22 protein-coding genes, 2 tRNA genes, 1 rRNA gene and 1 pseudogene are annotated in these 24289 nt (G+C 58.5%); 9 read left to right on the top strand and 17 right to left on the bottom strand.

Annotation, left to right across the window (positions count from 1 at the left end; translation table 11 throughout):
- Positions 1-93 precede the first annotated feature (93 nt).
- Entirely contained in the window at positions 94-681 is a 588-nt protein-coding gene (dcd, locus tag JX292_RS04290; protein ID WP_204861828.1) for a dCTP deaminase, read from the bottom strand.
- A 144-nt stretch (positions 682-825) separates the two neighbouring features.
- Between dcd and JX292_RS04285 the strand changes: the two genes are divergently transcribed.
- The 8 genes from JX292_RS04285 (at position 826) to JX292_RS04250 (ending at position 7710) form a co-directional block, all read left to right on the top strand.
- Positions 826-899: transfer RNA gene (locus JX292_RS04285), tRNA-Gly, on the top strand.
- A gap of 609 nt (positions 900-1508) precedes the next feature.
- A complete protein-coding gene (locus JX292_RS04280) occupies positions 1509-2132 on the top strand; it encodes a thiamine phosphate synthase (RefSeq protein ID WP_239653633.1) in 624 nt (207 codons plus the stop codon).
- Positions 2133-2134: 2 nt separating this feature from the next.
- Positions 2135-3223 (top strand): glycine oxidase ThiO, encoded by a 1089-nt coding sequence (gene thiO, locus JX292_RS04275; RefSeq protein WP_204861826.1) that lies wholly within the window; start codon positions 2135-2137, stop codon positions 3221-3223.
- Positions 3224-3273: 50 nt separating this feature from the next.
- A complete protein-coding gene (gene thiS, locus JX292_RS04270) occupies positions 3274-3471 on the top strand; it encodes a sulfur carrier protein ThiS (protein WP_204861823.1) in 198 nt (65 codons plus the stop codon).
- Between the two features lie 97 nt (positions 3472-3568).
- Positions 3569-4339, top strand: coding sequence for a thiazole synthase (locus tag JX292_RS04265; protein WP_204861821.1), 771 nt, complete (start codon positions 3569-3571; stop codon positions 4337-4339).
- A complete protein-coding gene (locus JX292_RS04260; RefSeq protein WP_204861818.1) occupies positions 4330-5388 on the top strand; it encodes a ThiF family adenylyltransferase in 1059 nt (352 codons plus the stop codon). The genes JX292_RS04265 and JX292_RS04260 overlap by 10 nt, the downstream gene beginning before the upstream one ends.
- 361 nt (positions 5389-5749) lie before the next feature.
- A complete protein-coding gene (locus JX292_RS04255; protein WP_204861814.1) occupies positions 5750-6862 on the top strand; it encodes a MauE/DoxX family redox-associated membrane protein in 1113 nt (370 codons plus the stop codon).
- Positions 6863-7044: 182 nt separating this feature from the next.
- Positions 7045-7710: a class I SAM-dependent methyltransferase gene (locus JX292_RS04250; protein ID WP_204861813.1), complete on the top strand. Its 666-nt coding sequence runs from the start codon at positions 7045-7047 to the stop codon at positions 7708-7710.
- A 102-nt stretch (positions 7711-7812) separates the two neighbouring features.
- On the opposite strand, the gene JX292_RS04245 is transcribed toward JX292_RS04250, so the two are convergent.
- On the bottom strand, positions 7813-8514 hold the full coding sequence (locus JX292_RS04245) for a hypothetical protein (RefSeq protein ID WP_204861812.1): 702 nt from the start codon (positions 8512-8514) through the stop codon (positions 7813-7815).
- 64 nt (positions 8515-8578) lie between these two features.
- On the opposite strand from JX292_RS04245, the gene JX292_RS04240 reads away from it, so the two are divergent.
- A complete protein-coding gene (locus JX292_RS04240; RefSeq protein ID WP_204861811.1) occupies positions 8579-9556 on the top strand; it encodes a hypothetical protein in 978 nt (325 codons plus the stop codon).
- A 231-nt stretch (positions 9557-9787) separates the two neighbouring features.
- Here the strand turns inward: JX292_RS04240 and JX292_RS04235 are convergent, their stop codons facing one another.
- From JX292_RS04235 to rrf, 15 genes and pseudogenes are all read right to left on the bottom strand, one after another.
- Entirely contained in the window at positions 9788-11758 is a 1971-nt protein-coding gene (locus JX292_RS04235; RefSeq protein WP_204861810.1) for an NHL domain-containing thioredoxin family protein, read from the bottom strand.
- Positions 11759-12050: 292 nt separating this feature from the next.
- The gene (locus JX292_RS04230; protein WP_204861809.1) at positions 12051-12767 is read right to left on the bottom strand and encodes a hypothetical protein; all 717 of its coding nucleotides are present in this window, start codon (positions 12765-12767) and stop codon (positions 12051-12053) included.
- A gap of 347 nt (positions 12768-13114) precedes the next feature.
- A complete protein-coding gene (locus JX292_RS04225) occupies positions 13115-13858 on the bottom strand; it encodes a transcriptional regulator (protein ID WP_204861807.1) in 744 nt (247 codons plus the stop codon).
- A gap of 267 nt (positions 13859-14125) precedes the next feature.
- Entirely contained in the window at positions 14126-14854 is a 729-nt protein-coding gene (locus tag JX292_RS04220) for a transcriptional regulator (RefSeq protein WP_204861805.1), read from the bottom strand.
- Between the two features lie 689 nt (positions 14855-15543).
- A complete protein-coding gene (locus tag JX292_RS04215) occupies positions 15544-15828 on the bottom strand; it encodes an HU family DNA-binding protein (protein ID WP_049334027.1) in 285 nt (94 codons plus the stop codon).
- A 94-nt stretch (positions 15829-15922) separates the two neighbouring features.
- Positions 15923-16228, bottom strand: coding sequence for a 30S ribosomal protein S14 (gene rpsN, locus JX292_RS04210; RefSeq protein ID WP_005506731.1), 306 nt, complete (start codon positions 16226-16228; stop codon positions 15923-15925).
- A 2-nt stretch (positions 16229-16230) separates the two neighbouring features.
- Positions 16231-16401: a 50S ribosomal protein L33 gene (gene rpmG / locus JX292_RS04205; protein ID WP_004005967.1), complete on the bottom strand. Its 171-nt coding sequence runs from the start codon at positions 16399-16401 to the stop codon at positions 16231-16233.
- A 3-nt stretch (positions 16402-16404) separates the two neighbouring features.
- On the bottom strand, positions 16405-16641 hold the full coding sequence (gene rpmB, locus JX292_RS04200) for a 50S ribosomal protein L28 (RefSeq protein ID WP_204861803.1): 237 nt from the start codon (positions 16639-16641) through the stop codon (positions 16405-16407).
- Between the two features lie 625 nt (positions 16642-17266).
- A complete protein-coding gene (locus JX292_RS04195) occupies positions 17267-18073 on the bottom strand; it encodes an SGNH/GDSL hydrolase family protein (RefSeq protein WP_204861801.1) in 807 nt (268 codons plus the stop codon).
- Between the two features lie 177 nt (positions 18074-18250).
- A pseudogene (locus JX292_RS04190) lies at positions 18251-19064 on the bottom strand (ABC transporter ATP-binding protein).
- Positions 19065-19252: 188 nt separating this feature from the next.
- Entirely contained in the window at positions 19253-21451 is a 2199-nt protein-coding gene (locus JX292_RS04185; protein ID WP_204861799.1) for an acyltransferase family protein, read from the bottom strand.
- A gap of 126 nt (positions 21452-21577) precedes the next feature.
- Positions 21578-21651 (bottom strand) — tRNA-Thr (locus JX292_RS04180).
- A 201-nt stretch (positions 21652-21852) separates the two neighbouring features.
- Complete coding sequence (locus JX292_RS04175; RefSeq protein ID WP_204861797.1) at positions 21853-22731, bottom strand: DsbA family protein; 879 nt, start codon at positions 22729-22731, stop codon at positions 21853-21855.
- 422 nt (positions 22732-23153) lie between these two features.
- A complete protein-coding gene (locus JX292_RS04170) occupies positions 23154-23897 on the bottom strand; it encodes a DUF6891 domain-containing protein (RefSeq protein WP_204861795.1) in 744 nt (247 codons plus the stop codon).
- A gap of 307 nt (positions 23898-24204) precedes the next feature.
- A 5S ribosomal RNA gene (rrf, locus tag JX292_RS09130) occupies positions 24205-24289 on the bottom strand; the annotation flags it as partial.

Genomic DNA, 24289 nt, shown 5'->3' with positions numbered 1-24289 from the left:
AACGCACGAGACGCCGGGCATACGCCCATACGAGGAGGTGCGGGCGGCCCAGCCAAGCAGGCCACCCGCACCCCAACCCCAAATGGGAATAGACTACGATTCCGTTGGAATCATCGTCTGGTGAAAGTTCAAATAACTACGCGATGCCGTCGGGCCGCGCTGGCCCTGGTAACGGTTACCGTACGCGCCCGAACCATACGGGTGCTCGGTCGGGCTGCTCAGGCGGAAGAAGCACAGCTGCCCCACCTTCGAACCCGGCCACAGCATAATCGGCAAAGTCGCCATATTCGACAGCTCCAGCGTCACGTGGCCCGAAAAACCGGGATCGATAAAACCGGCCGTCGAGTGGGTCAGCAGACCCAGACGACCCAGCGAGGATTTGCCCTCCAGGCGGGCGGCCACGTCGTCAGGCAGGGTCACCTTCTCATACGTCGAACCCAGCACGAACTCACCCGGGTGCAGGATGAACGGCTCGGTAGGAGCCACCTCCACCAGGCGCGTCAGGTCTTCCTGCGGCTGCGCGGGATCGATATGCGGGTACTTGTGGTTATCGAACAGACGGAAGAAACGATCAATCCTCACGTCCACACTTGCAGGCTGAATCATCGACTCATCGTACGGTTCAAGAACGATGCGCCCATCAGCAATCTCTTGACGAATATCGCGATCTGAAATAAGCACGTTTAAAGAATACCTGGCAGAGCCGGCCAACCGCAGGCTCAGCCCCGGTACGGGCAGGGTAGTGCGTCACATCGGGGGGGGTGAAAATCGGGCGGGGTGAAACATTTCACGAACTGGCACGGCACACGTTAGACTGGAGGGGATGCGGCTGTAGCTCAATGGTAGAGCGCACGCTTCCCAAGCCTGATACGCGGGTTCGATTCCCGTCAGCCGCTCCACAAGCCTTCTACCCTACAGTAGGAGGCTTTTTATTTTGAGTTAGGTTAAGCGGGTCGAGGCGGTATGTTCCTAGCTCCTACAGGGAACCCGTCCTCGCTTCGCGTCGGACACCCTGATGTCGCGACGGAACATACCAGCCTCTCCCCTACTAACTCTCTCCCCTTCCCTGTGTGCGAGGTAGGGTGCGGCTGTGCGGCAGGGATACGAACCGCGGGCTGCTCGGCTTGGGAAGAGTGTACGCGGAAGCGGGGGGGGAATACTGGAGTGAGGTACCGCAGACAGCTCGCCGGAATATGCGGGTTAATAGCCGGGTGCGGTGGAGGTTCCGTAGGGGCGTCTGGGTGCCTACCCGCGGGCTTGCAATAAAAGGATTCTTTGTAGCGCATGCGAGCGCGGTGCCGCTATACCTTCCTGAAGCGACATCAGGGTACCCGAGCCCTGCGAGGGCGGGTCCCCTGCAGGAGCGAAGGAAGCGTATAGCGAGCCAGCCGCACACACATCAAAAGCTTAAAAATCATTCAAATCATCACGTAGCTGTGCTACTCTGGCCACAGAAATTGATGAGCGGTCAGCTCACACAGTTTTCAAGAATGAATCGTAGGTTTCGCATGAACAGCAACACCATGCACCCGTACACCACCCCCTCAGGCCCCCTCGACTTGAGCCTCTACCTTGTCACCGGAGACAACCCCCTCGAAACCGTCAGGCAGGCCCGACATGCCACCTGCATTCAAGTTCGTTCCAAGCCCATCAGCACCCGCGACCTTTACCAGCTCACCGAAGCCATCGCTGGCGTCATCCAACCTCACCAGCACCTGCTCATCGACGACCGTGTAGACGTCGCCCTCGCCCTGCGTGCCCGCGGCGTACGCGTCGACGGGGTACACATCGGTCAAGACGACCTGCCCGTAGCAGACGCCCGCGCGCTCCTCGGCCCCGACGCCATAATTGGGCTCACCACCGGCACCCGGCAGCTCGTCGAAGAATCCAATAAGATTGCACACCTGATCGACTACATCGGCACCGGACCGTTCCGGCCCAGCCCCACCAAGCAGTCCAACCGCCCGCCTCTCGGCCTCGACGGGCTCCGCGAACTCGCTGAGCTTTCCACCGTACCCACCGTAGCCATCGGCGATATCACCCCCGAAGACTGCCCCGCTATCCGCACCACCGGAGTCGCCGGCATCGCTATGGTTCGTGCTTTCGTCACCAACCCCTCACTTAAGGCATAACAATGAGCCAAGAAATCACCATTATCGGTGCAGGAATCATAGGACTCGTCACCGCATTCGAACTCACCGAACGCGGCAAAACCGTGCGCCTCATCGACGCAGGCACCAGCGACTACAGCACCGCCCCCGACGGCACCCCCCTCTACCCCGCCGCCAGCCACTACGCCGGCGGAATGCTAGCGCCCATCGCAGAAGTGCAATTCCAACAGGATGCGCTCTTCCCCCTGATGACCGCCAGCGCCGATGCATACCCCTCCCTCATGGAGCGACTTAGCCGAGCAACCGACCTACCCACCGGGTACGATACAACCGGCACACTTATCGTTGCTGCTGACCGGGCCGACGCTGAACATCTAGAACGTACCCGCACCTACTACCAGGATTTGAACCGCCCGACCAGCCCCATTACCCCCAGCCAGGCGCGTGCCCTTGAACCGCTCCTCGCGCCGCGTATTGCGGGAGCTGTTAGCATCCCCAGCGACCATCAGCTATACCCACGGCTCATGGTTCGTGCTCTTAAAGATGCTCTGGTGCGTCGCGGTGTCACGTTCAGCACCGAACGCGTGGCCGGCCCGGACGCAGGAGACATTATCTGCACTGGACTAGGCGCAACGCTACTTGGAGAGTATCCGCTACGCCCCGTCTACGGCGATATTCTGCGCCTGCGCACCCCACGTCCGTTACTGAAGCACGTGGTCCGCGGGTACGTGAACTCCCGCCCCGTGTACCTCATCCCCCGCCCCGATGGGGAGCTGTGCATCGGCGCGACCAGCCGTGAAGACCAGCGTACACTACCCGCCATTGACGGCGTGCACCAGCTATTGCGTGACGCAATCCGCCTCGTTCCCGCTATTGAAGAATGCGAGCTGCTGGAGGCGAATGTCGGCGCTCGCCCCGGCACCCCGGATGACCTACCCATCTTCGGGCACCGCACACGCGCTGATGGCACCCGTCAGCTCGTGTCTACCGGTTATTTCCGCCACGGTATTCTGCTGGCCGCGCTCGCCGGCAAGATCGGCGCGGAGGTCGCCTGCGGGGCAGATATTCCGCCCGCAATGAAGGCGTGCGACCCCGCCCGATTCGAAGCATAAGCACACACGCAGCCGGGCATGGCCCAGCACTTCTTGCGAAAGGATGACGCATGACCATCACGTATAACGGTGAGCCGCTCACCACCGACGCCACAACGGTATTTGACCTTGTCATGGAGCAGTTTGGAACCGATGCTGGTGTGGCTGTCGCGCTCAACCGCAGCATCGTGCCTCGTTCCACCTGGAAGGATTCAGCACTGAACGATGGCGACCGGGTGGATGCTCTCACCGCCGTTCAGGGCGGCTAACTCTCCCCCCCCCCCGAAAAAGAATATACGTTCTACATATGAGGTGGGTGCGTAAACCTTACGCACCCACCACACCGTTCCCACAGAGGAGAACACCATGAGCTTACAACCACTCACCATTGGCGACCGCACTTTCACCTCCCGCCTCATCATGGGCTCCGGAGGCGCCACCAGCATGGATTTGCTGGAACAGGCATTGATTGCCTCCGGCACCGAAATGACGACCGTTGCCATGCGCCGCCACGCGGCAGGAACCCCCATCTTTCCGCTCCTGCAAAAACTCAATATTGCACCGCTACCAAACACCGCCGGTTGCCGCACCGCAGCCGACGCGGTGATGACCGCGATGCTCGCCCGCGAGGCGCTGGGCACCTCCTGGGTGAAGGTTGAGATTATCCACGACGAAGACACCCTGCTGCCGGACACCATGGAACTGCTGTCTGCCTGTGAGCAGCTCGTGGCTGAAGACTTCACGGTGCTCGCCTACACCTCTGACGACCCGGTAGCTGCCGCCCGTCTTGAGGATGCGGGCGTTGCCGCGGTCATGCCGTTGGGCGCGCCGATTGGTACCGGTCTGGGTATTTTGAACCCGCACAATATTGAGCTGATTGCTTCCCGCACCCAGGTTCCGGTGGTGCTAGATGCTGGCGTGGGTACCGCCTCGGATGCCGCCCTGGCCATGGAACTGGGTTGTGATGCTGTGCTGTTGGCTTCGGCTGTAAACCGTGCCGAGAACCCGGTAGCGATGGCTCAGGCTATGAAGCACGCTGTGGAGGCTGGCGCCCTGGCACGCGAGGCGGGTCGTATTCCGGTGCGTGAACATGCGAAAGCATCGTCGCCGTCGGAGGGTCTGGTCTCATGGATGTAAGCAGTATCGTCCCGACCCCTATCCGCCGAGATCACGCGCAGTTGGACCGCGAGCGCACGGATCGTCAGCGTCGTCTGCCGGGCTTTGACCAGGATGCGGTCGCGGCGGCGCGTGTGCTGGTGATTGGTGCTGGTGGTTTGGGCTGTCCGGTGGTTCAGGCGTTAGCTGCTGCCGGTGTGGGGTATCTGCATATTGTGGATTCTGATTCGGTGGAGCTGTCGAATATTCAGCGTCAGCCGCTTTTTGGGGTGTCTGATGTGGGTCAGTTGAAGGCGGAGGTTGCGGCACGCCGTGCTCTGCAGTTGTGTCCGTCGATGACTGTTGAAACCACGAACCGGCATGTGGATGCGTCCTGGATTTTGGATCTTTTTGCCGCTTCTGCCCCGGATTGTGTGGTGGATTGTACGGATACGTTTGCCTCGAAGTATCTGATTGCGGATGCCGCGCAGCTTGCGGGCCTGCCGCTGGTGTGGGGTACAGTTCTGCGTTTTGGCGGTTCGGTCAGTCTTTTTGAGCCGGATGGTGCGCATTTGCGTGATATTTTTCCGACGACTCCGCAGACGCTGGAGTCGTGTGCGCTTGCCGGCGTCTTGGGCGCGACGACGGCGGTGGTGGGTTCGCTGATGGCGACGGAGGTGCTCAAGTATGTGAGTGGCTTGCCGACGGCGGCGGGTAGCTTGCTGACCTATGATGCCTTGTCGGGTACGTGTACTGCTTTTAGTACGGTGCCTGATCCGGCGCGTGTGGTGCCGGTAGATTTGTCGGCGCATGAGGTTCCGCAGGTTCTGCTGGATGTGCGTGAGGCACCCGAGCGTGAGGAGTCGGTGAAGCATGAGGGCTCACTGCATTTCCCGCTATCGCAGCTGTCTGATGCTGATGGGTCGCTACTTCCGGCAACCGATGTGCCCGCGGAGTTGCTGAGCCTGTTTGAGTCGGTGCGTGATCAGCGTGTGGGCGTCTATTGTGCGTCGGGTGCGCGTGCACGCCGGTTTGTGCAGGCGTATGAGCAGCTGGCGAGCGAGTACGGGGTGCGCCTCACAGCGATTTAGGAACCCGCGGGCGTAGCTATCCCTTCCGGAAGCGACATCAGGGTGCCCGAGCTGAAGCGAGGGCGGGTTCCCTGCAGGAGCGGAGGAAGGGCATGGCGCGCCCAGGCCATGACCCAGTGTAAGGAAAGCGGTATCGCCCGTAGTGACATCAGGGTGCCCGAGCTCTGCGAGGGCGGGTGCCCCTGTAGGAACGAGGGCGTATACCGCTTTCCGCTTAACTGGTAGGTGCTTAACTCGTACGGACGATTCCCCATGTGCAGGGCGTAAAATCGTGTATGACACGGCGGCCCGACGGCAGTTTATTCCACTCGAAGTTGCCCGTAGCCGCCTCCTGATTTTGCACACTCACTCTAGGAGTTTCATGCTCGCCGTCCCTACTGTGCCGCTTGTTTTGTGTACGGCTCTGATCGCCCTAACCCTGCTCGTTAGCGGTATTGCTAAGGCTAAGGACCCGCAGAGTACCGTGACTGGTATCCAGAATCTTGGTTTGGAGAAAATCGCGCCGACCCGCGCGGTGTCACTCATCCTGCCGTGGTTCGAGATTGCGTTGGCCGCAGTTCTGGTGCTTTCGCCTGTGCGCCTACCCGCCGTAATTGCCTCGGGTTTGGCGCTGGTGTTGATGTTGTTTTACACGGTGGTGATTGCGCGTGCTTTGGCAACGGGCCGTACGGGAAGCTGCAATTGTTTCGGTTCCGAGTCGACAGCGCCAGTAAGCCGATACACTCTCTTCCGCAACCTGGCGTTGTTGGCGGCTGCGGCGGGTGCTCATGCGGCGGCGCTGGCTGGCGGCGCAGGCGTACTCTTCACCTTGCTTTCGTTGGATGCATCCGGCTGGGTCTGGGTGTTTGGGGCCGCCCTTATCGCGGCGACTCTGGATGCGGTGCGCCGCGGCGACGCCCTGGGCGCGAAGGATGAACGTCCGGAGGTTATTCTGCCTGAGCCAGTGTATGACGAGAACGGTGAAGAGCAGTATGTTCGTATGCCGATTCCTTATGCGGCGCTATACCTGGAGAACGGCCGCCACACGAACCTGCGTGCGTTGGCGAAGAATCAGGCGCGCATGCTGGTGTTTGTGTCGGCGACTTGTGCTGGTTGTGTGAAGTTTTTGAAGACGATGGCTTCGTGGCAGGAGCGTCTGCCGCAGGTGGCGTTGCATCCGGTGTATTCGAGTTTGGATTCGTTGCAGACGTCGCGGAATGCGGGTACGTTACCGGAGGGTTTGACTCCGCTGATTGATCGTGATGCTGGTGCGCGCGCGAATTTTGGTAATGGTGTCCCGTTGGCTGTGGTTTTGGGTGCTGACGGTCTGATTGCTGGCGGCCCGGTGGCTGGTGTTGAGGCGGTTGAAGCGCTACTGACCGATATTGAGGAACAGTTCGCGGAGGCGGCTCGTCTGGCTGAGGAGGAGCGTCAGGAGCAGATACGTCAGGCGTTTGCTGCGGGTCCGTCGAATACTGAGGGTGACCACCTCTAACCGCTCCCCTGTAGTTTCTTTGTCTTTCCCAGTACCCTGATAGCCCCGTCCGGCTCTTACTGCCCTTACCGGCAGGTGCCGGGTGGGGCTATGCTAGAACGTAGCGCACACACCGCTTATACGCCGCGGTCACCTCGCCGGGTGGCGGCTGGCGCATCCTCAACCCTGTCGAAGGAGTTTTTATGGCAATGATGAGTTTCAACGCTCCGGGCGAGCGTGAGAAGTCCTTGTGGCTGGTCCGTAAGGAGAGCAACCCGAATCATTCGCAGTGGTACATTGACCGTTTCAAGGCGATGGAGGCTGAGGGTAATGATATGGCCGGCGAGTCCCGCCTGGTGAATGCTCTGGCGTCGCGTGGTGCGAAGATTCTGGATGCTGGCTCGGGTCCGGGCCGTGTGGGTAAGCAGTTGCACGCCCTGGGTCACCGCGTGACCGGCGTTGATATTGACCCTGAGCTCATCGAAGAGGCGCGGCGCGTCTGCCCGGACGCCACCTGGATTACGGCTGATCTGGTGGATTTGCCGGAGGTGTTGGGTATCGAGGGTGACGCCACCGCGGAGAACGGTTTTGAGCTTCTGGTGTGTGCCGGTAATGTGATGGGCTTCCTGGCTCGTTCGACTCGCAAGCCGGTGGTGGAGAACTTCCGCCGTGTGCTGGCTCCTGGTGGCCGTGCCGTTGTGGGTTATGGTTCCGGCCCGGGCCGCGATTACGCGTTCGAGCAGTTTTTGGCGGATGCCCGCGAGGTTGGCCTGAACGTCGATAACACGTACTCCTCGTGGCAGATGCACCCCTATCAGGAGGGCTCCTCAGAGTTTCTGGTGGCGGTGCTCTCCCGCCCCGAGAACTAGGCTCAACCTTCAGAGCTAGGCAAAGCTTAGAAAAGGCCCGGCACCTCCCCCTGTGTGGGGTGGGTGCCGGGCCTTTGCGCGTCTGCCGAGGGACGCGTCCGTCTAGTGAATCATGTAGATGTTGCGGGCAATTTCTTCGGGGAGGAAGGAGGCCGCGAAGAGGATGACCACGACAATGACCGCGAAGATGGTCAGCAGGCTGGACCGCCAGCCGGGGTGTAGCTCGTTGAAGGTGATGAGGCCCTTGTGTTCCTTATCCATGCTGATGACGTTAATCTGCTTGTAGATAGTGGTTTGGGCTGAGAGCTTCGACGAAACTTCACGCATGGTTTTGCCGTCCCAGACTCGCCCGTCGAGGCGCATGAGCTGTTTGCCGTCTTTATCGACGGCCCACATGGCGGGGAAGCTCCGGTAGCGGATGCGTCCGGCCATGGTTTTTAGGTTTTGGCCGTAGGCCTTCTTGGGGTAGAGCTTCTCTGCGAAGATGGTGTGGCTGATGTCGGCACGGGGTACGGCGAACCAGCCGAAGGTGCGGGCGCGCAACACGTGGGTCTTGGTGATGACGATAATGGTGGGTTTGAGCACTGAGTAGAGGTTGATTCCGGCGATAGTGCCGATGAGTAGCACGAGGATGGTGTACGGCAGCGCGGGTCGTTTGTAGAAGATGAAGGCAAGCGCGGCGACGAGCACAATGGTGCCGGGGATGGACGCCTCGATGCGCCTGCCGTAGGAGCGCATGCGGGGGTGGAATAGTTCGTGGACTTCGCCGTATTTGGCGGGTACTTCGTGAGCGCGTTCTGCCATATACTCCACTTTAGTGTGTGCTCGTCGTGAATCCTAGCTGGACTACCTGCGTTACTCTGGTTCTATGCGTAATTTTTCTCCTGTGGAACGGGTTTTGGCCCTGTGGATGGTCGGTGTCGTGGTGGCGGCGTCGATTGCGGCGGCGGCACTGATTATGACGAATAAGCTGGTGTACGGTCCGACTGGCCAGGTGCGGGAGTATTTTCATGCCCTGCGTGTGGGGAATGGTTCGCATGCGCGGGGTCTGTTGAATGCGCAGATTCCGGATGGGGATGCGGCCCTGCTGGATGGTGAGGCGCTGAAGCGTTCGGTGGCTTCGATGTCGCAGGTGGAGTACGAGGTCACTGAGATGAGCGAGGACGGCCGGCAGGCGACGGTGCGCGCGTCCTACACGCTGGACGGGCAACCTCAGTCTACGGATTTTCACCTGCACCATTCAGGTACGCACTGGGGCTTTTTCGATAAGTGGGCTATCGACGGCGATACCCTGCCGACGGTGAAGGTGAATATTCAGGGTGTGGAGGCCGCGACGATTAACAACCGTAAGGTCGCGGTGGATAAAGGCGAGGCGACGTTCCCGGTATTTTACCCGGGCACGTACGCTGTCTCGTACGATTCGACGGTGTATACAGCTCAGAAGGTGACGGAGACGGTTACGAACAATCAGGGTGAGCATCTGGCGCGTGTTGATTTGAAGCCGAGCGATAACGCGTTGGCTTCGGTCAAGGAGCAGATCACCGATCATCTGCAGAAGTGTGCGGCCCAGAACGCACTGTATCCGGCGGGGTGCCCGTTTGAGTACGGCTTTGGCGGTCGTGTGGATTCGACGGTTCGGTGGACTGTTGAGAGGGTTGCGGATCCGCAGGTGAGCGTGAACGCTGCGGGTACGTGGTTGGTGCAGCCGATGAAGGGCACGGTGAGGGTGTCGTTTACGCAGCTGGATTTGTATACGGGTGCGCGCTCACAGGTGCAGAAGGAGATTCCGTTTACGTTGAAGGCCTCGGTGGAGGCGGATGCGAAGGCGGTCCGAGTCTCTTTCTAAGGACGCTGAATGCGAGAGCCAGTATGCTCTGAACGCGACATCAGGGTGTCCGAGCGAAGCGAGGACGGGTGCCCCTGTAGGAGCGAAGAGCATACTGGCTCGTGGTTTATATGACTTGAGAAAGGGCCGGTGTTATCCGTAGCGACATCAGGGTGTCCGAGCGAAGCGAGGACGGGTGCCCCTGTAGGAGCGAGGATAATACTGACCCTTTATTTAGCGTTTTAGCAGTCCCTAGTTGATACCGCGAAGGTCCAGGACGAGTTCGCTTTCGTCGGCCTCATCACCGGTCACGACCACGGGAATACCCCAGTCCTGTTGGTAGAGGTGGCACGCTGCGTGCTCGGGGATGTCACCGTCGGGGGTGCCATCGCAGGCGGCGGCGCGAGCAGTAATATGCAGGACCGCCTCGGTAATCTCGGGGTTGAGCACGAGGGTGCGGGTCAGCCCGGTGGAGGTGCCGGCGCCTTCCAGGATGAAGTTCTCGGGGGTGGAGGAGATCTTCAGCTGCGTGGGGTCGCCCCAGCGGGTGTCGAGCTTCTGGCCGGTGGGCACGGTGAATCGTGAGGCAAATTCGAGGGTGCCGCCGGTGAGCTTGGTGGAGGGGCGCGCGGTGGTGATGGCGCCTTCGTCGACGTGCTGTGCCTTCGCGGGGATGGAGGCGCGCACGAGCTGGTGCGCGTTGGTTTCGACGATGATGAGGCGCGGTTCTTCGCCGGGTACTTCTTCAACGAGCAGGTCGGAGGGTTCGTCAAGGCCGCGTTCGAGGGTGCCGAGGGTGCCGGTAACCGGGTCCCAGCGGCGGATAGCGCCGTTGTAGGTGTCGGCTACGGCGATGGACCCGTCGGGCAGCTCGGTCAGGCCGAGGGGGTGCTGCATGCGGGCGGTGTCGGAGTCGCCGTCGACGAAGCCGAAGTCGAAGAGGCCCTTACCTACGGCGGAGGTGACCTGTACGCCGTCATCGGTGAAGGTGATATGGCGCAGGCCGCTGGTTTCGGAGCAGGCGACCCAGAGGCTGCCGTCGCGTGCTTCGATGATGCCGGAGGGCTGGGCGAACCATGCGTCGGCGGCGGGGCCGTCGGCGAGGCCCTCCACGCCGGAGCCGGCGAAGATGCTGAGGGCACCGGTGACGGGCTCGTAGCCGAAGAGCTGGTGGGTACCTGCCATGGCGATGATGAACTGGCCGGCCTCGCGGGAGTAGACGGCGTCCCAGGGCGAGGAGAGCGCAATCTCGGTGGCAGGCACGCCGGCAGGAATGTGGTTAGGGTCGCCAGTGATGGCGTTGTCACCGTCAATGACGCGCTGCACGCCGTTACCTGCGAGGGTGCGTACTTCGCCGGTGCGCAGGTTGAGGGAGCGCAGGCGGTGGTTGACGGTGTCGGCTACCAGCACATCGTAGCCGAGCTTCTCACGCAGGTTTTCGGGTACGAGGGCGAGTCCGGCGGGCTCGTTGAAGCGTGCTTCGGTACCGGTGCCGTCGACGTGGCCCTTGACGGGGTGGTTGACGGGGTCGTCGCCGCCACCGTAGGTGTTGATGACGGTGTTGAGGTCGGCTGCTACCTGCAGGATGCGGTGGCGCGCACTGTCGGCGACGAGGTAGGTGCGTTCACGGTTGCCGAAGAGGTTTGCGGGGCCGAATTCGGCGGGCAGTTCGATGGCTTTACCGGGGAAGGCGTAGGTGCCGGCTGCCTTGGGGCGGGGCACATAGGGGCCGTCGCCACGGTGCAGGGTGCCCTTCGCTTCGTGTTCGGCGACGAGCTCACGCACGAGGGAGGTGAGGCCCTGCACGTGGCCTTCACCGGAGAGGTGGGCGACGATGTAACCTTCGGGGTCGACGACGACGAGGGTGGGCCATGCGCGGGCGGTGTATGCCTGCCAGGTGGTCAGTTCGGGGTCGTCGAGTACGGGGTGGGTGATGTGGTAGCGGTCGATGGCTGCGGCGAGCGCTACGGGGTCGGCTTCGTGCTCAAATTTGGGGCTGTGCACACCGACGGTGACGAGTACGTCGGAGAATTCTTCTTCGAGGGGGCGTAGCTCGTCGAGCACGTGCAGGCAGTTGATGCAGCAGAGGGTCCAGAAGTCGAGGATGACGATTTTGCCGCGTAGGTCAGCCAGGGTGAGGTTTTTGTCGCCGGTGTTGAGCCAGGCTCGGCCTTCGAGTTCGCTGGCGCGCACGCGTACGGTGCGGGTGGTGTTCTCACTCATGGGTTCTCTCTCCTGTTGGGTGCGCCGTGTGTGGGCGCGATGGTTTGCTGTCCCCATTATGCCAGCGTGGTTGGGGTGGTTCGCCGGGAGTTGAGCTTTGTGACTTGGAGGCTTAACGGCCCGTCATATTCCGTCACATTCCACCTTGGTGAGAGCTATTGGGAGCTACCGGATTTTTTTCCCCCCCCCCGAGCTGAGAAGACGCCGGCAGATAGTAAAAATCGGTCCGTGCACATCCATAACGGATGCACACGGACCGAGGTGCCAAGATATGTGAGGCTTCTTATGGATTTTAGTTCGTGACCGAGCTGATCTTCGTCGGCTTCACAGGTTCCTTGGGGACGCCCACGCTGCCTTCCACGGGGGCGGGAAGCTTGGGGGTTTCCAGGGTGTTAATGAGGTCCTTGGGCACATCGCCCTGGTGGTAGGAAATATAGACGGTACCGCTCCCCTTGACCGCGATGCGTTCGCCGTCAGGCTTAATCCTGATCCAGGAACCGTCGGGGTTCACCAGCTCCGCCTCGCCGTTGGCCATTGCACGGCTCCAGCTACCGTCATTCTTGATGCGGATGACGTACTCTTTGTCCTTCCCCGCAACCAAAGTGACCTTGTTACTTTCTGAGGTGTAGGTCTTACCATCGGCGTTTTCGCCTCTCACGATGCCGGCGGGGACCTTCTCAACGGCATCGACTGAACGGGCGTACGCTTTGTAGAGCTCCATGGCGGTCTTCCGCGACTCGGCAGCCCCATCCTGTTCCGTTGAGTTGCTACTAGCGGTCTCCCGGGCGGAGGCGCTCGAAGAGGGTTTAGAAGAGCTCTCGCTACTTGCGGAGGGGGATTCGCTGGCAGATTGTGAGTCCTCTGCGGAGGGCGAGGCAGAGGGTGAAGCGGAGGCGCTTGCCGATGCGGACCTGCCGGAGGCAACGGGTGCCTTCACCGCGGGGGCGCAGGCGGCCAAGCCGAGCAAGCTTGCCAGGCTCAGGGATAGTACAGCAATAGACTTCTTCACGGCGGCTTTCTCTTTCCGTCAAGCGTCGTAACCCGGTCACGACGCCGTGTATGGGTGTAGCTGACGTGCCCGGTCTGGGGCACGGCACCATCCTAACACCGTTCCCTGGGAAAAGTCTGAGCTCTGGCGGCGCCTCACTGAACCTGAAAATACCGGGGCAAATACCCTCGGACGAGCGGCTAGATTCCTTCCGCCGATCTGCACTGGTATGTACAAAAACGTCCCGCGCGCATCACATTCAGATACGCACGAGACGTCAAGATATTCAGCCAGTCTGAGCGAATCAGCCCAGTTAAACGCACTCTGAATACAACAGAATGTACAGATTCCTCACCCTTATCGGGAGTCTACTCCGTACCCCAGCTGTGAGCCATTTTTGTTGGTTTTGCAGGCTCCTTCGGAGTTACTTTGAGAGCCGCCACGGGGGCGGGGGTTTGCGGGATGTCCAGGGACGCGTAGGAATCCTCATTAACCTCATGGTCAAAGTCGATAATCTTGGTCAAACCATCTGCATCGACGTTAATAAGACGTCCGTTAGCCGTGATTACGTGCCACGATCCATCTGCTTCTACGGCAATAAATGATTTTTCAGGAGTGAGGCGGCTCCAGCTACCGTCCTTCTTGATGATGATGTCGTCACCGTTGTTCGCCTCACCAATAGCGATTTCATCGCCGAGGGATGAAGTGTACACGGTGCCGTCAGCGTTCGTAGATTTCCGTGCTGCGGGGCTCTTCTTGGCCTCTTCAATGGTTTCCTTGAAGGATTTCTGGTTGCCGCGGTCAAAGGTAGAATCTGCGGGCTGAGAATCTTCTTCTGCTGCGGCCTGTTTTTCGGCGGAAGTATCCTGCGTTGAGTTTGCTTCAGTCGGTTCTTCCTCAGCCTTAGCCGGTGCTTCGCTCGAGGTCGGCTGTGACTCAGAGGATGCGCTTGTGGCCAGCGGGCTGGAGGAAACGCTGGCAGTGGCGCTAGGAGTGGCGCGGGTAGACGCGCTCTCATTGGATATGGTGGTGGTCTGCGTAGTCTCACCGCAAGCGGCTAGGCCCAGCGTAGCGGCAAGCCCCAGGGACAAGACAGCAATAGATTTCTTCACTAATTTTCCTTTTCTGACACGCTATATGGATGAATGCACCACATGAGGCGTGCGTTGAGTAAGCGCTAGATTCTGAGCGCTTCCCTATCCTAGCAATAGCCGCCTGACGCTTCCTATTTTCTGCGTAACGGGCGTACAGCTTCCCACATACAAACGTCCCGCACGCATCACATTCGGATGCACGCGGGACGTTCATATTTCAACGAATCTACGAGTGGCTACCGGACTACAGGGTTAGCTACTCGTCGGCTTCGTCGGCTTTCCCTACTAGTGGGTCTTAACGCTGGTCGGCTTCACGCCTTCCTTCGGAGCGGTAGTAAAACCATCCACGGAAGCGGGAGGCTTAGGCACTTCGAGAGACTTGTAATCATCGGAGTACTGCCCGGTGGCGCTGTTCATGATAGTTGCTTCGCCGTTCTCTTCAACAACGATAGTCTCGCCGCTACTCTTGATAACGCTCCAGTCACCGGATCCGCTGACGGTGCTCACAGAGCCATCGGGGGTAACGCGAAGCCACCCACCGTCATTGTTAATCATGATGTAGTCACCGTTCTTAGCTTCAACGAGAGAGACGCCGTTCTTCTCGTCGATGTACACGGTACCATCAGCGTTGGTGCTCTTCTTAATGCTGGGGTCCTTCTTTGCTTGCTCGACGCTTTCCTTATAGGTGTCATACCTCTTCTTGCCCATAGCGGCTGCGGGGTTATTGCTGGAGCCGCTGTCAGCCGCGTTGGATGCAGAGGAGCTCTTCGCAGATGCGCTCGCCGAGCTATCTGCCTTAGATGCCGAGGACGCGCTCGCCGAGCTGGATGCCGAAGAACTGGACTTCGTCGCAGAGGATGCACTGGCCGAAGCAGATACCGAGGGGCTTGCAGAAGCAGATGCGCTAGAGGATGCGCTCGGGCTATTGCTCGGAGCCTTCGGAGAGGACCCACACGCGGCCAGGCCGAGCAGGCCTGCCAGGCTCAGAGACAGTACAGCAATAGACTTCTTCACGACAGATTTCTCTTTCCGTCATGCGTCGCGACATCATCACGACGCTGTGTATAGATGTGGTTGGTGACACCCGGTTCCAGGCGCACCCACATCGTAGCATCGCGACCTGAAAGCTCCCTGAGATGCTAGCCGTTTGAAGACGTCACCCTAAGCTTTCTTGTGTTCACTCTATCCGGCCTGCGCAGGCTAAGACCCGGAGCGCAACCGACAATACAAAAACGTCCCGCACGCATCACGTTTGGATGCACGCGGGACGTCGTAATGAGTCAGACGGGCTGTTCGCGCAGTGAGCGTTAGTCGCCGTTGTCAGCTCTTGACAGCTTACTTGGGCTGCGCGGGGTGCGGGGTGTAGGGGGGGGGCATGGTCGGTGGCGGTTTGGAGGCCCTTCATTCTTCATCGATGAGGTGTTCTCCGTTCCGTTGATATAAGCCTAAAGTGTGAGTCTAAGACTGAGCTTTAGTTAGCTGTGTTTAAGCTGTGTCACCCACCCGCTGCATAAGTATTTTTCTCAGAGTTCCCTAAAATTCGCGAATTTTCGCTCAGCTTATGCATAGGTTATACGTCTTATAAATAAATTTTCTTATATTTTTCCGTGTACCCCGCAAGTATTCCCCAAAAGTACCGCTCGTACGCAAAGAAGGCCCCCACCGTGAGGTGGAGGCCTTCTGCAGATTCAAAGTCTCAAGAATTACTTCTTAGCGACTGCTGCCTTCAGCTTGGAGCCTGCGGTCAGCTTCACGCCGTGACCGGCGGGAATCTGAATGGTTTCGCCGGTCTGCGGGTTACGGCCGGTGCGAGCGGCACGGTCGGTGCGCTCGATTGCCAGCCAACCGGGGATGGTAATCTTCTCGCCCTTGGAGACGGAAGACTCGAAAACCTGGAACACTGCGTCGAGGACTGCGTTCACAGTTGCCTGGCTCTTACCAGACTTCTCTGCAACCTCTGCAACGAGTTCGGTACGGTTCTTAGCCATGAGGGTGCCCTTTCCAGAGACTTAAAAGGTTTGAGTCTAAAGCGAGTGACCGTCGGTAACGACGGAAAACCGTTTAGGAACTAAAATACCAGATTTACCAGCTGGACTTGGTGATACCGGGCAGCTCGCCACGGTGTGCCATCTCGCGGAAGCGCACGCGGGAAATGCCGAACTTCTGGAAGGTACCGCGGGGACGACCGTCAATCTGGTCGCGATTACGCACGCGCACGGGGGAAGCGTTGCGGGGCAGCTTCTGCAGTGCCACGCGTGCTGCCTCGCGCTCCTCGGGGGTAGCGTTCTCGTCAATCAGGGTCTTCTTCAGTGCGATACGCTTCTCGTTGTAGCGAGCGACGATGACCTTGCGCTGCTCGTTGCGAGCGATCTTGGACTTCTTAGCCATTCTTAGCGCTCCTCTCGGAAGTCAACGTGCTTGCGGACGACGGGGTCGTACTTCTTCAGCACCATGCGGTCGGGGTTGTTGCGGCGGTTCTTACGGGTCACGTAGGTGTAACCGGTGCCAGCAGTGGACTTGAGCTTGATAATAGGACGGAGGTCCTTAGCCTTGGATGCCATTTACTAGATCTTCTCCCCGCGTGCGATGATTTCTGCAACAACGGCGTCGATGCCACGAGCATCGATCACCTTGATGCCCTTAGCGGACACGTTCAGGGTTACCTTACGGCGCAGCGAAGGAACCCAGTAGGTCTTCTTCTGAACGTTCGGGTCGAATCGACGCTTGTTGCGGCGATGCGAGTGCGAAATGCTGTGTCCAAAGCCGGGAACAGCTCCGGTCACCTGGCAGATTGCTGCCATGTTTCACTCCTTTATTGATTGACTTTTATGACGGTACGCAGTCGATGTTACTCGTGAGCGTCCCGCCACCAATGTAGAAGCACCGGGTTATTCGCCGGGCTAGAGTGTTTGAGACCGTCGCATGGGTGAGAGGCCATACATCGATCCCCGCCGCGGGAAAAACGGTGAAGCTTATTAGTGTCGAGAGGCGTTTCCACCACTACGAACAGCGTTAAATTCTAGGTAAATACGGGGGTTCTCGCAAGCTTGCACGCCAGCATTTACCCTTAAATCCCGCGGAATCTCGGTGTTCTAGGCCGGATGCGCCACCCACTTAAGGCAATGCACGTTCCGAGGGAGTATGCGTGACACTGCACGCCAAACATACCCATCTATTTTAGCAAAATTAGGTGTTTTTGCAAGTCAAGGTGGTTTTAAAGGCCTTTAAATTCAAGGATTTACACCCCTACTCACCCGGTTTAAGAACGAACGTTCTGCATGTGACCTGCGATAAATTACACCGTTGAAATTCATGCTGTGAGATTAACAGCTTAAGCCGGTTTTTAAGCGAAAAACGGCCCGTCCACACCGCGTGGTACGGTGCAGACGGGCCACCTAAAAAGCTTAGAGACGAGTTAAACCGCGGCTAAACCCCCGCAGCAGGCACCCATGTTGGGTACTTCGGCGACAGGTTATCGCCGGAACTCGTACCCTTCAGGCGACGCCCAACCCACGGCAGGGCAAACTCACGAACCCAGCGCGCCTCCTGCTCAACCCTTTCGCGGGCAGATAGCTGAACCTCAGGAGGGAGAGCACGCTCGGGAACGATGCCGGGCAAGCCCAACTGCGCGAGAGTACGCGAAGCAAAACGCTCATGGCCATACTCATTCATGTGCAGACGATCATCAGCCCACAAGCGCCAATCGATAAAGTCATTCCAACGCCAATAGTCGATGATGTGAGCACCATGGTCTTCGGCAATTCCGCGTAGCAATTCGTTGTAGATGGCGGTGCGGCCGCGGGTGCCCGCGAACGGACCCTGCCCCTGCACGTTAAGACCGGTGATGGTCAGAATCGTGACATCCTGGGACCGCAAAGCAGCGAAGGCCTCGTCAACACGAGTCATGAGCTGGTCAACATTGACATTGGGGCGCATGATATCGTTGCCGCCGCCGTAGAAGGTAACAACATTCGGGCAAAGGTCAAGTGCGACGGGTAGCTGCTCATCAAGAATGGGGGTCAGCAGGCGGCCACGAATAGCCAGGTTGGCGTAGACCGCTTCAGGATCAACAGAGCCAATAGCGGCAGCCACACGGTCGGCCCACCCACGTACACCGTTGGGGCGGCGGGGGTCTACGTCACCCACGCCCTCAGTGAACGAGTCGCCGATTGCTACGTAGCGTATCGATTCGCCATTGAGTTTGCCGTTAGAGTCAAGGAGCGGGGTCGTCATGATGTTCTTCTTTCCGGGCCTTATGAAGAATGACCCTTCTATATATGAGGCCGGTACACTCGTACGGTGTACCGGCCTCATCGCTTAGCTTTCGGTGCGTCCTGTCTTTCCAGTATCCCACGATGGAAGCGAGAATCCCATGTAAAGCCTTTATCCTGTTCCCCCTATCACCACCAACTATTCAGGTACGAATGCCCCTCGCGAATGCAGGACAACCACGACACTACCGTCATTGAAAGGATCGGCAACCTCAGCTTTTAGCCGGAAAATCTCATCAAGATTGGGGCGGGTCAACACTGTACTGGCCTCACCCAGAGCAATGCTGACCCCCTCCTTCATAGCGACCAGATAGTCGGCCACACGGGCGGCAAGGTTCAGTTCGCGGAGGACCATAATCATGGTCGTTCCACGCTCCTCGTCGAGTGCAGCGAGCAGATCGAGTAACTCAACCTGGTGGGCCAGGTCGAGGTAGGTAGTGGGCTCATCGAGCAGCAGGATGTCGGTTTTCTAGGCGAGCGCCATGGCAATCCAGACGCGCTGACGCTGACCGCCGGAGAGCTCGGTGACCTGGCGTTCCGCTAGGGACATGGTATCGGTGGCTTCCAACGCTCAAGCAACAGCCTCGTCTTCTTCGGCGCTATTGCGCTTGAAGAGGCCCTGGTATGGGTAACGGCCCCGCAAGACAAGGTCCGCAACGGTAATACCCTCGGGGGCTATGGGATGCTGCGGCATGAGGCCCACCATACGAGCAAATCCCTTCATGGAGTACTCATGGATGGGTCGACCATCCAGGGTAAAGATGCCGTTGAGGGGTTTGAGCAGACGGGAGACACCGCGTAGCAGAGTAGATTTGCCGCAACCGTCAGGGCCGATAATCGCCGTAATCTTGCCCTTCGGGAACTCGAGAGTTAGGTTCTTTGACGATGGTCTTCTCGCCGTATCCGAGGCTCACGTTCTCCACGTTGAGTGTGCGTTCGGTGACTTCCTTCATCCAGCTCTTTCTGTCATGTCCACGGCCTGCATACTTAGATTAACCTAAGCAAGTTCCAGTTAGTCTATCCTGACCCTTGGTTCAAGCGTATACGGTTTTCACGTGGTTTATGACGTAAAAACGCGGAATCCCCCGAACCTGGTTCGAGGGATTCCGCGAAACGCAAGATAGCGTCTTAGACCGATGCGCTAGAGGTTGACCTTACCTCCTACAAGCCAACCATTCTCGGCGGCACGTTGGAAAACGGTCTGAGCCATAGTGCGGCCGTAGGTCTTAGTCACGTGGTTATCGTCCAGGTACACATAGATATTGCCAATCACGGGGCTACAGGTTCCGTCCGGGCAGTAGACATCCTTCAGGTCCACCATGACGGCGCCCTGGTTATGGTACTTATCGAAAACTTCCTTTGCGGGGTTCTCGGCAGCATATTTCTCGCTAGCAGAACGGGCGCAGGAGCTCTTGTCACTTCCAGCTTTCTGCCCGCATTCGTAGATGTTGTACTCAAAACGCGGGTTGTCACGCAGACCAATCACCTGAATACCCGCCTCGGTGAGGCGACGGACCGTATCATCCAAGATGGGGTCAATCTTCTCCTCATTGGAGCGTGCCTGAGCCACAGTAGCAACCAAAACAACGGTCTGCGGCTTACGTTTAAGAATTTCCTCGGTCAGCTTCGAGTTGAACTCCGAGCATTCGTGAGAAGCAGTCACGGCGCTCGTCGGGTACTGACAACCGCCGAGCAGGTAGGCCTGCAGATTGGTCTTGGTCTGCTCCGCAATGGGTTTAAACACACTGAGAGCCTGCTCCGCATGGGAGTTACCCACCACCATGGTCAACGGTGCATCGTCTGCCCCGCCCTTCTGCAGACTGCAGTAACTGGCGAGCGCAGCGTCGGAGGGTGCGAAGGCACCGGTGCAGGTATCACTAAGCGATTCGTACTGTGCTTTCACATCGCCACCGGTGGGAATCGGGTTATCGATGAGGCCCTGCTGTGCCCCGCCGATAGCGCGCGCACCCGGGTAGTTGTCGTTGATGGTCTGAACCTGCAACTCGGCATTGCGGGTGGACTGAGTGTTCTGCGAGGTCAGCCAGGCCTGCGCGATGAGCAGAGGGCCACCAGCCATGAGGAAAATAGCCAGCAGGAAGGCCATCTGGTCAGCCCAGGTCTTAACAGAGAAGACGGTCTTAAAACGCATCTTCATCATGAGCCAAGGAACGAAGGGATCCTTACGGTAGCGCAACGGCTTCTCCACGTAGCGAATGAGGAGCCAGGCCAAACCAATGGACACAAAAATAATGACCGCACCCTCAATAAAGTTCACACGGGAGGTACCCACGGCCGTGCTATAGAGAATCAGGATGGGCCAGTGAACCAGGTACAGGGCATAGGAGATGTTGCCGAGGCTCTGCAGGAGTGCTGAGGAGAGCAGGCGGTCCACGCCCCAGCGACTATTGGTGCTTCCGGCCATGATGACGAGCGCGCCCGAGAGCACAGGCCACAGGGCCAGGTAGCCGGGGAATGCACGCTCAACCGGTAGGATGGCACCGCAGGTCACCAGACCGACGATGCCGACCCATCCCATCACAACGCGTGCGCGTTCGGGGGCCTTCCATTTGAGGGTAAGCATGGCGAGCAGGGTGCCGATAGCAAATTCCCAGAGGCGGGTACGGGTATCGAAGTAGGCAAAACCCTGGTTGCTGTTGGTTTCGACGATAGAGAACGTCAGGGAGGCGACAAAGACCGTGTTGAAGACGAAGACCGCGGTGGTGAAGAGGTTCCCTCGGTATCGGTGCACAAAGTAGGCAACGGCGGTAAAAAGCAGGGGCCAAATAATGAAGATTTGCCCCTGGATGGAAAGCGACCAGAAGTGCTGGAAGGGTGACTTCGCGGCGGCGTTCTGGGCGTAGTAATCCACGGAGCTAAACGCCAGGTTCCAGTTCTGGTAGTAGAAGAGGGAGCTCGTGGCGTCCTGCATCATCTGTGACCAGCGGCTGGGCGCGAGCACAAAGAATGAGGCGATTGTGGTGGTGGCGATGACGACCGTCGCCACGGGTAGCAGGCGCTGGAAGACGTGTAACCAGTATTTGAAGAGGTTGAGGGGCTTGCCTTCGTTGATCTTACGCATGAACGAGAGGGAGAGCAGGAAGGCGGAGATGAAGAGGAAGACGTCCACACCGCCGGAGACCTTACCGAACCAAACGTGGTACAGCACGACAAGTAGCACGGCAAAGGCTCGCAGGCCCTGAATTTCGGGGCGGAATCCTCGGGATTCGATGAATTCTTCGAGGGGGTAGTCGTTGGCTTCGCGTGCTTTGACGGTGCGTAGAGCCGCGGTACGGGTGCCTTGCGAGGCGGTGGCCTGCGGGGTTCCGGAGGTGTCAGACATACTTAGTTCCTCAGGGCGGGTAGACGACGTGCTGGTGCGGGTCCCTAGACACTCGAGGACACTCGCTACAATAAAATCCTGATCCGCACCTCTACTATGAGGCTGGTGCGAACCAGGATTTTTCTGAGCCCCCTACCGGATTCGAACCGGTGACCCTCTGTTTACAAGACAGATGCTCTGGCCGACTGAGCTAAGGAGGCAACCTGTCCAGTGTACCTTATTCCCCGGTCTCGGTTCCGCTTAGTCTTCCTTATCTCAGGTTGGTTTTGTGGGCCGATGGGGTTGATCTGCACCGATGCTTCGGTATATGGCTAGATGTCATACGGAGTTCTCGGGACCGGTTAAACACCGGGGGACCGGACCAACCGTTACCGATTGCCGGGCCCGCCAGGGGGGGGTATTTACTTCTTCTTGGCCTCAATCTTGCTCTTGAGGAAAGCGCTGAAGTCGTTGCTGGTGTACTGGTCACCGTCAACAAAGACCGTGGGAGTACCTTGGATGCCGTTGCTTGCGGACTCAGCATTGACCACGTCTACGAGGGGGCGCCACTTACCGTCGTTCATGTCGGAGCCGATATTTGCGCCGTATTTGGAGGCGATATCGGCAATCTGCTGGTTGTTCATGTCGCCGGTGCCCTGGTGGCTGAAGATTTCGCGTTGGTAGTTCAGGAAGTTGCTGGTGCTCACCTGGTTAGCTACGGAGTATGCTGCCGCTGCGTTACGTGCGGAGTAGGCGGTGGGCGAGGAGCGGTCCAGGAAGGTCAGGTTGCGGATTTCCAGGGTGATGGTGCCGTTTTCGACGAGTTTCTGAATTTCTTCGCCGTACTTGGTCTCAAACTCTGCACAGTGCACGCAGTTGTAGTCCTGGAAGATAGTCACGCGTACCGGCTGGCCGTTCTTGGCGGCTTCTTCAGCGGTCTGTACGCCCGGGGGGAGAGTGTTGACCGCTGCAGCGGTTCCGTTGACCATGGGGGTCACGGAGGCGGTCGAGGTTGCGAGTTGCTTGAAGTCGCGGGTCTGCTGGGTGGAGGAGTTCTGGACGATGCCGTCCTTGGTCAGTACGATGCCGCCGTACTGGTTGGCGCTGGCGGGCACGGGGCCGCTTTCTGCGACCTTGTTATTCTTGTTTCCGTTGACTACAACGAAGCCGATGATACCTACGATGATGAGGACCACGGCGAGTACGCCAAGCTGGAGCCAGCGGCGGTTTGCCTTGCTGGGGCTCTTTTTTGCCTGCTGGGCCGCAATCTGGCGGGCTTTTTCGCGGGCGTCGGTCGACATGCCTGCTCCTTTGGTTGGGAATATGGGTGGCGGTTCATCCACTTCTTTGAACCTATCTCTGATGGGAGGGTTCTCCTGTTCAGGTAGAGTTTAGGATGCATCTGCTCTGTCGAGCCGGGCATCTTCTGCTCTATTCCGACCGTTCCAGAGCTTAGCTTCTCTGTTGCGAACAACGGTTAAAAGCTAAGTCGGGTGGGCAGGCTCTGCTCGCACTCCGTCATAGGTTCTGTCTCGTGGATGTACCGCGCTACCCGTCTAGCCTACCGAATGGGTGCCTTATCGGCTAGTTAATACTCTGGCTGAGATGCTGTGACGTGTGTTCTCACGCTCTCAGCTTATTTTCTTTGTAAACTTTCGTAGCGTTTGGAGAGTGCGCCCCCCCAAGCTACACTGAGGCGCCCATTCGGTTTAGCCCACTACCGCTAGGGAATGTTGTAGACTTCCACTCCCCCGATGAACGGGCGAGTATCGAAATTCCCCTTCCACTTCACGCTCAGACCGTGCTTCTCCAGTACGGGGATAATAGTGTCCTTCATGAGCTCCACGGAGAGCGTCTCGTGAAGGGTGCGGATTTCTTCCTTCTGCGCCTCATTCAGCGCTTCCCATTCATTCTCGTCCTTGGGATAGGCAAGAAAGGAGCCAAAGCCAACGTAGGTCCCACCGCTCTCTGCGAGGCTTTCGGTGTCCTGCTGATGGAAGTAAACGTATCCCTTCCACTCACAGCTATCGTCAATCTCATCCCAAATCTCTGAGGAGGCGCAAGTACCGCAGCAAGTGAAGTTCTGTCGTGCGATAACCCCTTCTTCTTCTAGAGCGGCGAAGGCACGGTTGAGGTTGGAGTTCTTCTGCATCTCGGGGGTAATGCCCAGCTCAGCAGCAAACGCACGACGACGCTTGAGGAGCTCATCCACGTAGTCTTCTACGCGCTTTTCCCAGAGCTTGCTGTCTTCGTTCTCCCCATCGTATTCCAGACCGAGTACGTCCATCACATTATCGGTGATGGTTTCTACGTACCGTTCGGTATCCGATTCACCCATGAACAGCAGGGGCCAGATAGGCCAGAGCAGCTCGGCTTCGTCTTCTTCGTCCAGTCCCCATTCTTTGGGCAGGGGCGGGTCGAGGCGCTCTTTGCTCCAGCGTTCGTAGATGCTCTTCTCATCGGCCATGATGATGCTCCTTTACTTGCTCTCTACTTGTTGAGGTAGAGATGTGGGCTGCTCTTGTTGTTAAGGTATCAAGAGTTTCCGTAGCGTGTACTCTATTTCGTCATGGGGGACGACCAGGTCGCCGGTCTCCCATTGTCTAGCAACCCCAGAGCTTTCCTCGTAGCCTCTTCATATCGGTTGGCCTGAACGGTTAATCCTTGAGCCTCTTTACTTACTTGGGTCTTACTTACTTGAGTCTTCCGGTTCAGGAGTTTTGGGCATACAAAAAGAGGGAAAGACCTCTAAGGTCTTCCCCTCTTGAATAAAAAACCCGCGGCGACCTACTCTCCCACACCCACAAAAGTGCAGTACCATCGGCGCAAAGAGTCTTAGCTACTGGGTTCGGAATGGAA

It is taken from the genome of Rothia mucilaginosa (assembly GCF_901875305.1).
In the GTDB taxonomy this organism is placed as follows: Bacteria; Actinomycetota; Actinomycetes; order Actinomycetales; family Micrococcaceae; genus Rothia.
This window is presented reverse-complemented; position numbering and strand designations above follow the sequence as displayed.

Coding starts and splice junctions, on each gene's coding strand:
- JX292_RS04280 (WP_239653633.1), top strand. CDS start 1,509: ATGAACAGCAACACCATGCACCCGTACACCACCCCCTCAGGCCCCCTC.
- thiO (WP_204861826.1), top strand. CDS start 2,135: ATGAGCCAAGAAATCACCATTATCGGTGCAGGAATCATAGGACTCGTC.
- rpsN (WP_005506731.1), bottom strand. CDS start 16,228: ATGGCTAAGAAGTCCAAGATCGCTCGCAACGAGCAGCGCAAGGTCATC.
- JX292_RS04175 (WP_204861797.1), bottom strand. CDS start 22,731: ATGTCGACCGACGCCCGCGAAAAAGCCCGCCAGATTGCGGCCCAGCAG.
- JX292_RS04235 (WP_204861810.1), bottom strand. CDS start 11,758: ATGAGTGAGAACACCACCCGCACCGTACGCGTGCGCGCCAGCGAACTC.
- rpmG (WP_004005967.1), bottom strand. CDS start 16,401: ATGGCATCCAAGGCTAAGGACCTCCGTCCTATTATCAAGCTCAAGTCC.
- JX292_RS04255 (WP_204861814.1), top strand. CDS start 5,750: ATGCTCGCCGTCCCTACTGTGCCGCTTGTTTTGTGTACGGCTCTGATC.
- rpmB (WP_204861803.1), bottom strand. CDS start 16,641: ATGGCAGCAATCTGCCAGGTGACCGGAGCTGTTCCCGGCTTTGGACAC.
- JX292_RS04260 (WP_204861818.1), top strand. CDS start 4,330: ATGGATGTAAGCAGTATCGTCCCGACCCCTATCCGCCGAGATCACGCG.
- JX292_RS04170 (WP_204861795.1), bottom strand. CDS start 23,897: ATGGCCGATGAGAAGAGCATCTACGAACGCTGGAGCAAAGAGCGCCTC.
- JX292_RS04185 (WP_204861799.1), bottom strand. CDS start 21,451: ATGTCTGACACCTCCGGAACCCCGCAGGCCACCGCCTCGCAAGGCACC.
- thiS (WP_204861823.1), top strand. CDS start 3,274: ATGACCATCACGTATAACGGTGAGCCGCTCACCACCGACGCCACAACG.
- JX292_RS04240 (WP_204861811.1), top strand. CDS start 8,579: ATGCGTAATTTTTCTCCTGTGGAACGGGTTTTGGCCCTGTGGATGGTC.
- JX292_RS04195 (WP_204861801.1), bottom strand. CDS start 18,073: ATGACGACCCCGCTCCTTGACTCTAACGGCAAACTCAATGGCGAATCG.
- JX292_RS04250 (WP_204861813.1), top strand. CDS start 7,045: ATGGCAATGATGAGTTTCAACGCTCCGGGCGAGCGTGAGAAGTCCTTG.
- JX292_RS04245 (WP_204861812.1), bottom strand. CDS start 8,514: ATGGCAGAACGCGCTCACGAAGTACCCGCCAAATACGGCGAAGTCCAC.
- JX292_RS04265 (WP_204861821.1), top strand. CDS start 3,569: ATGAGCTTACAACCACTCACCATTGGCGACCGCACTTTCACCTCCCGC.
- JX292_RS04215 (WP_049334027.1), bottom strand. CDS start 15,828: ATGGCTAAGAACCGTACCGAACTCGTTGCAGAGGTTGCAGAGAAGTCT.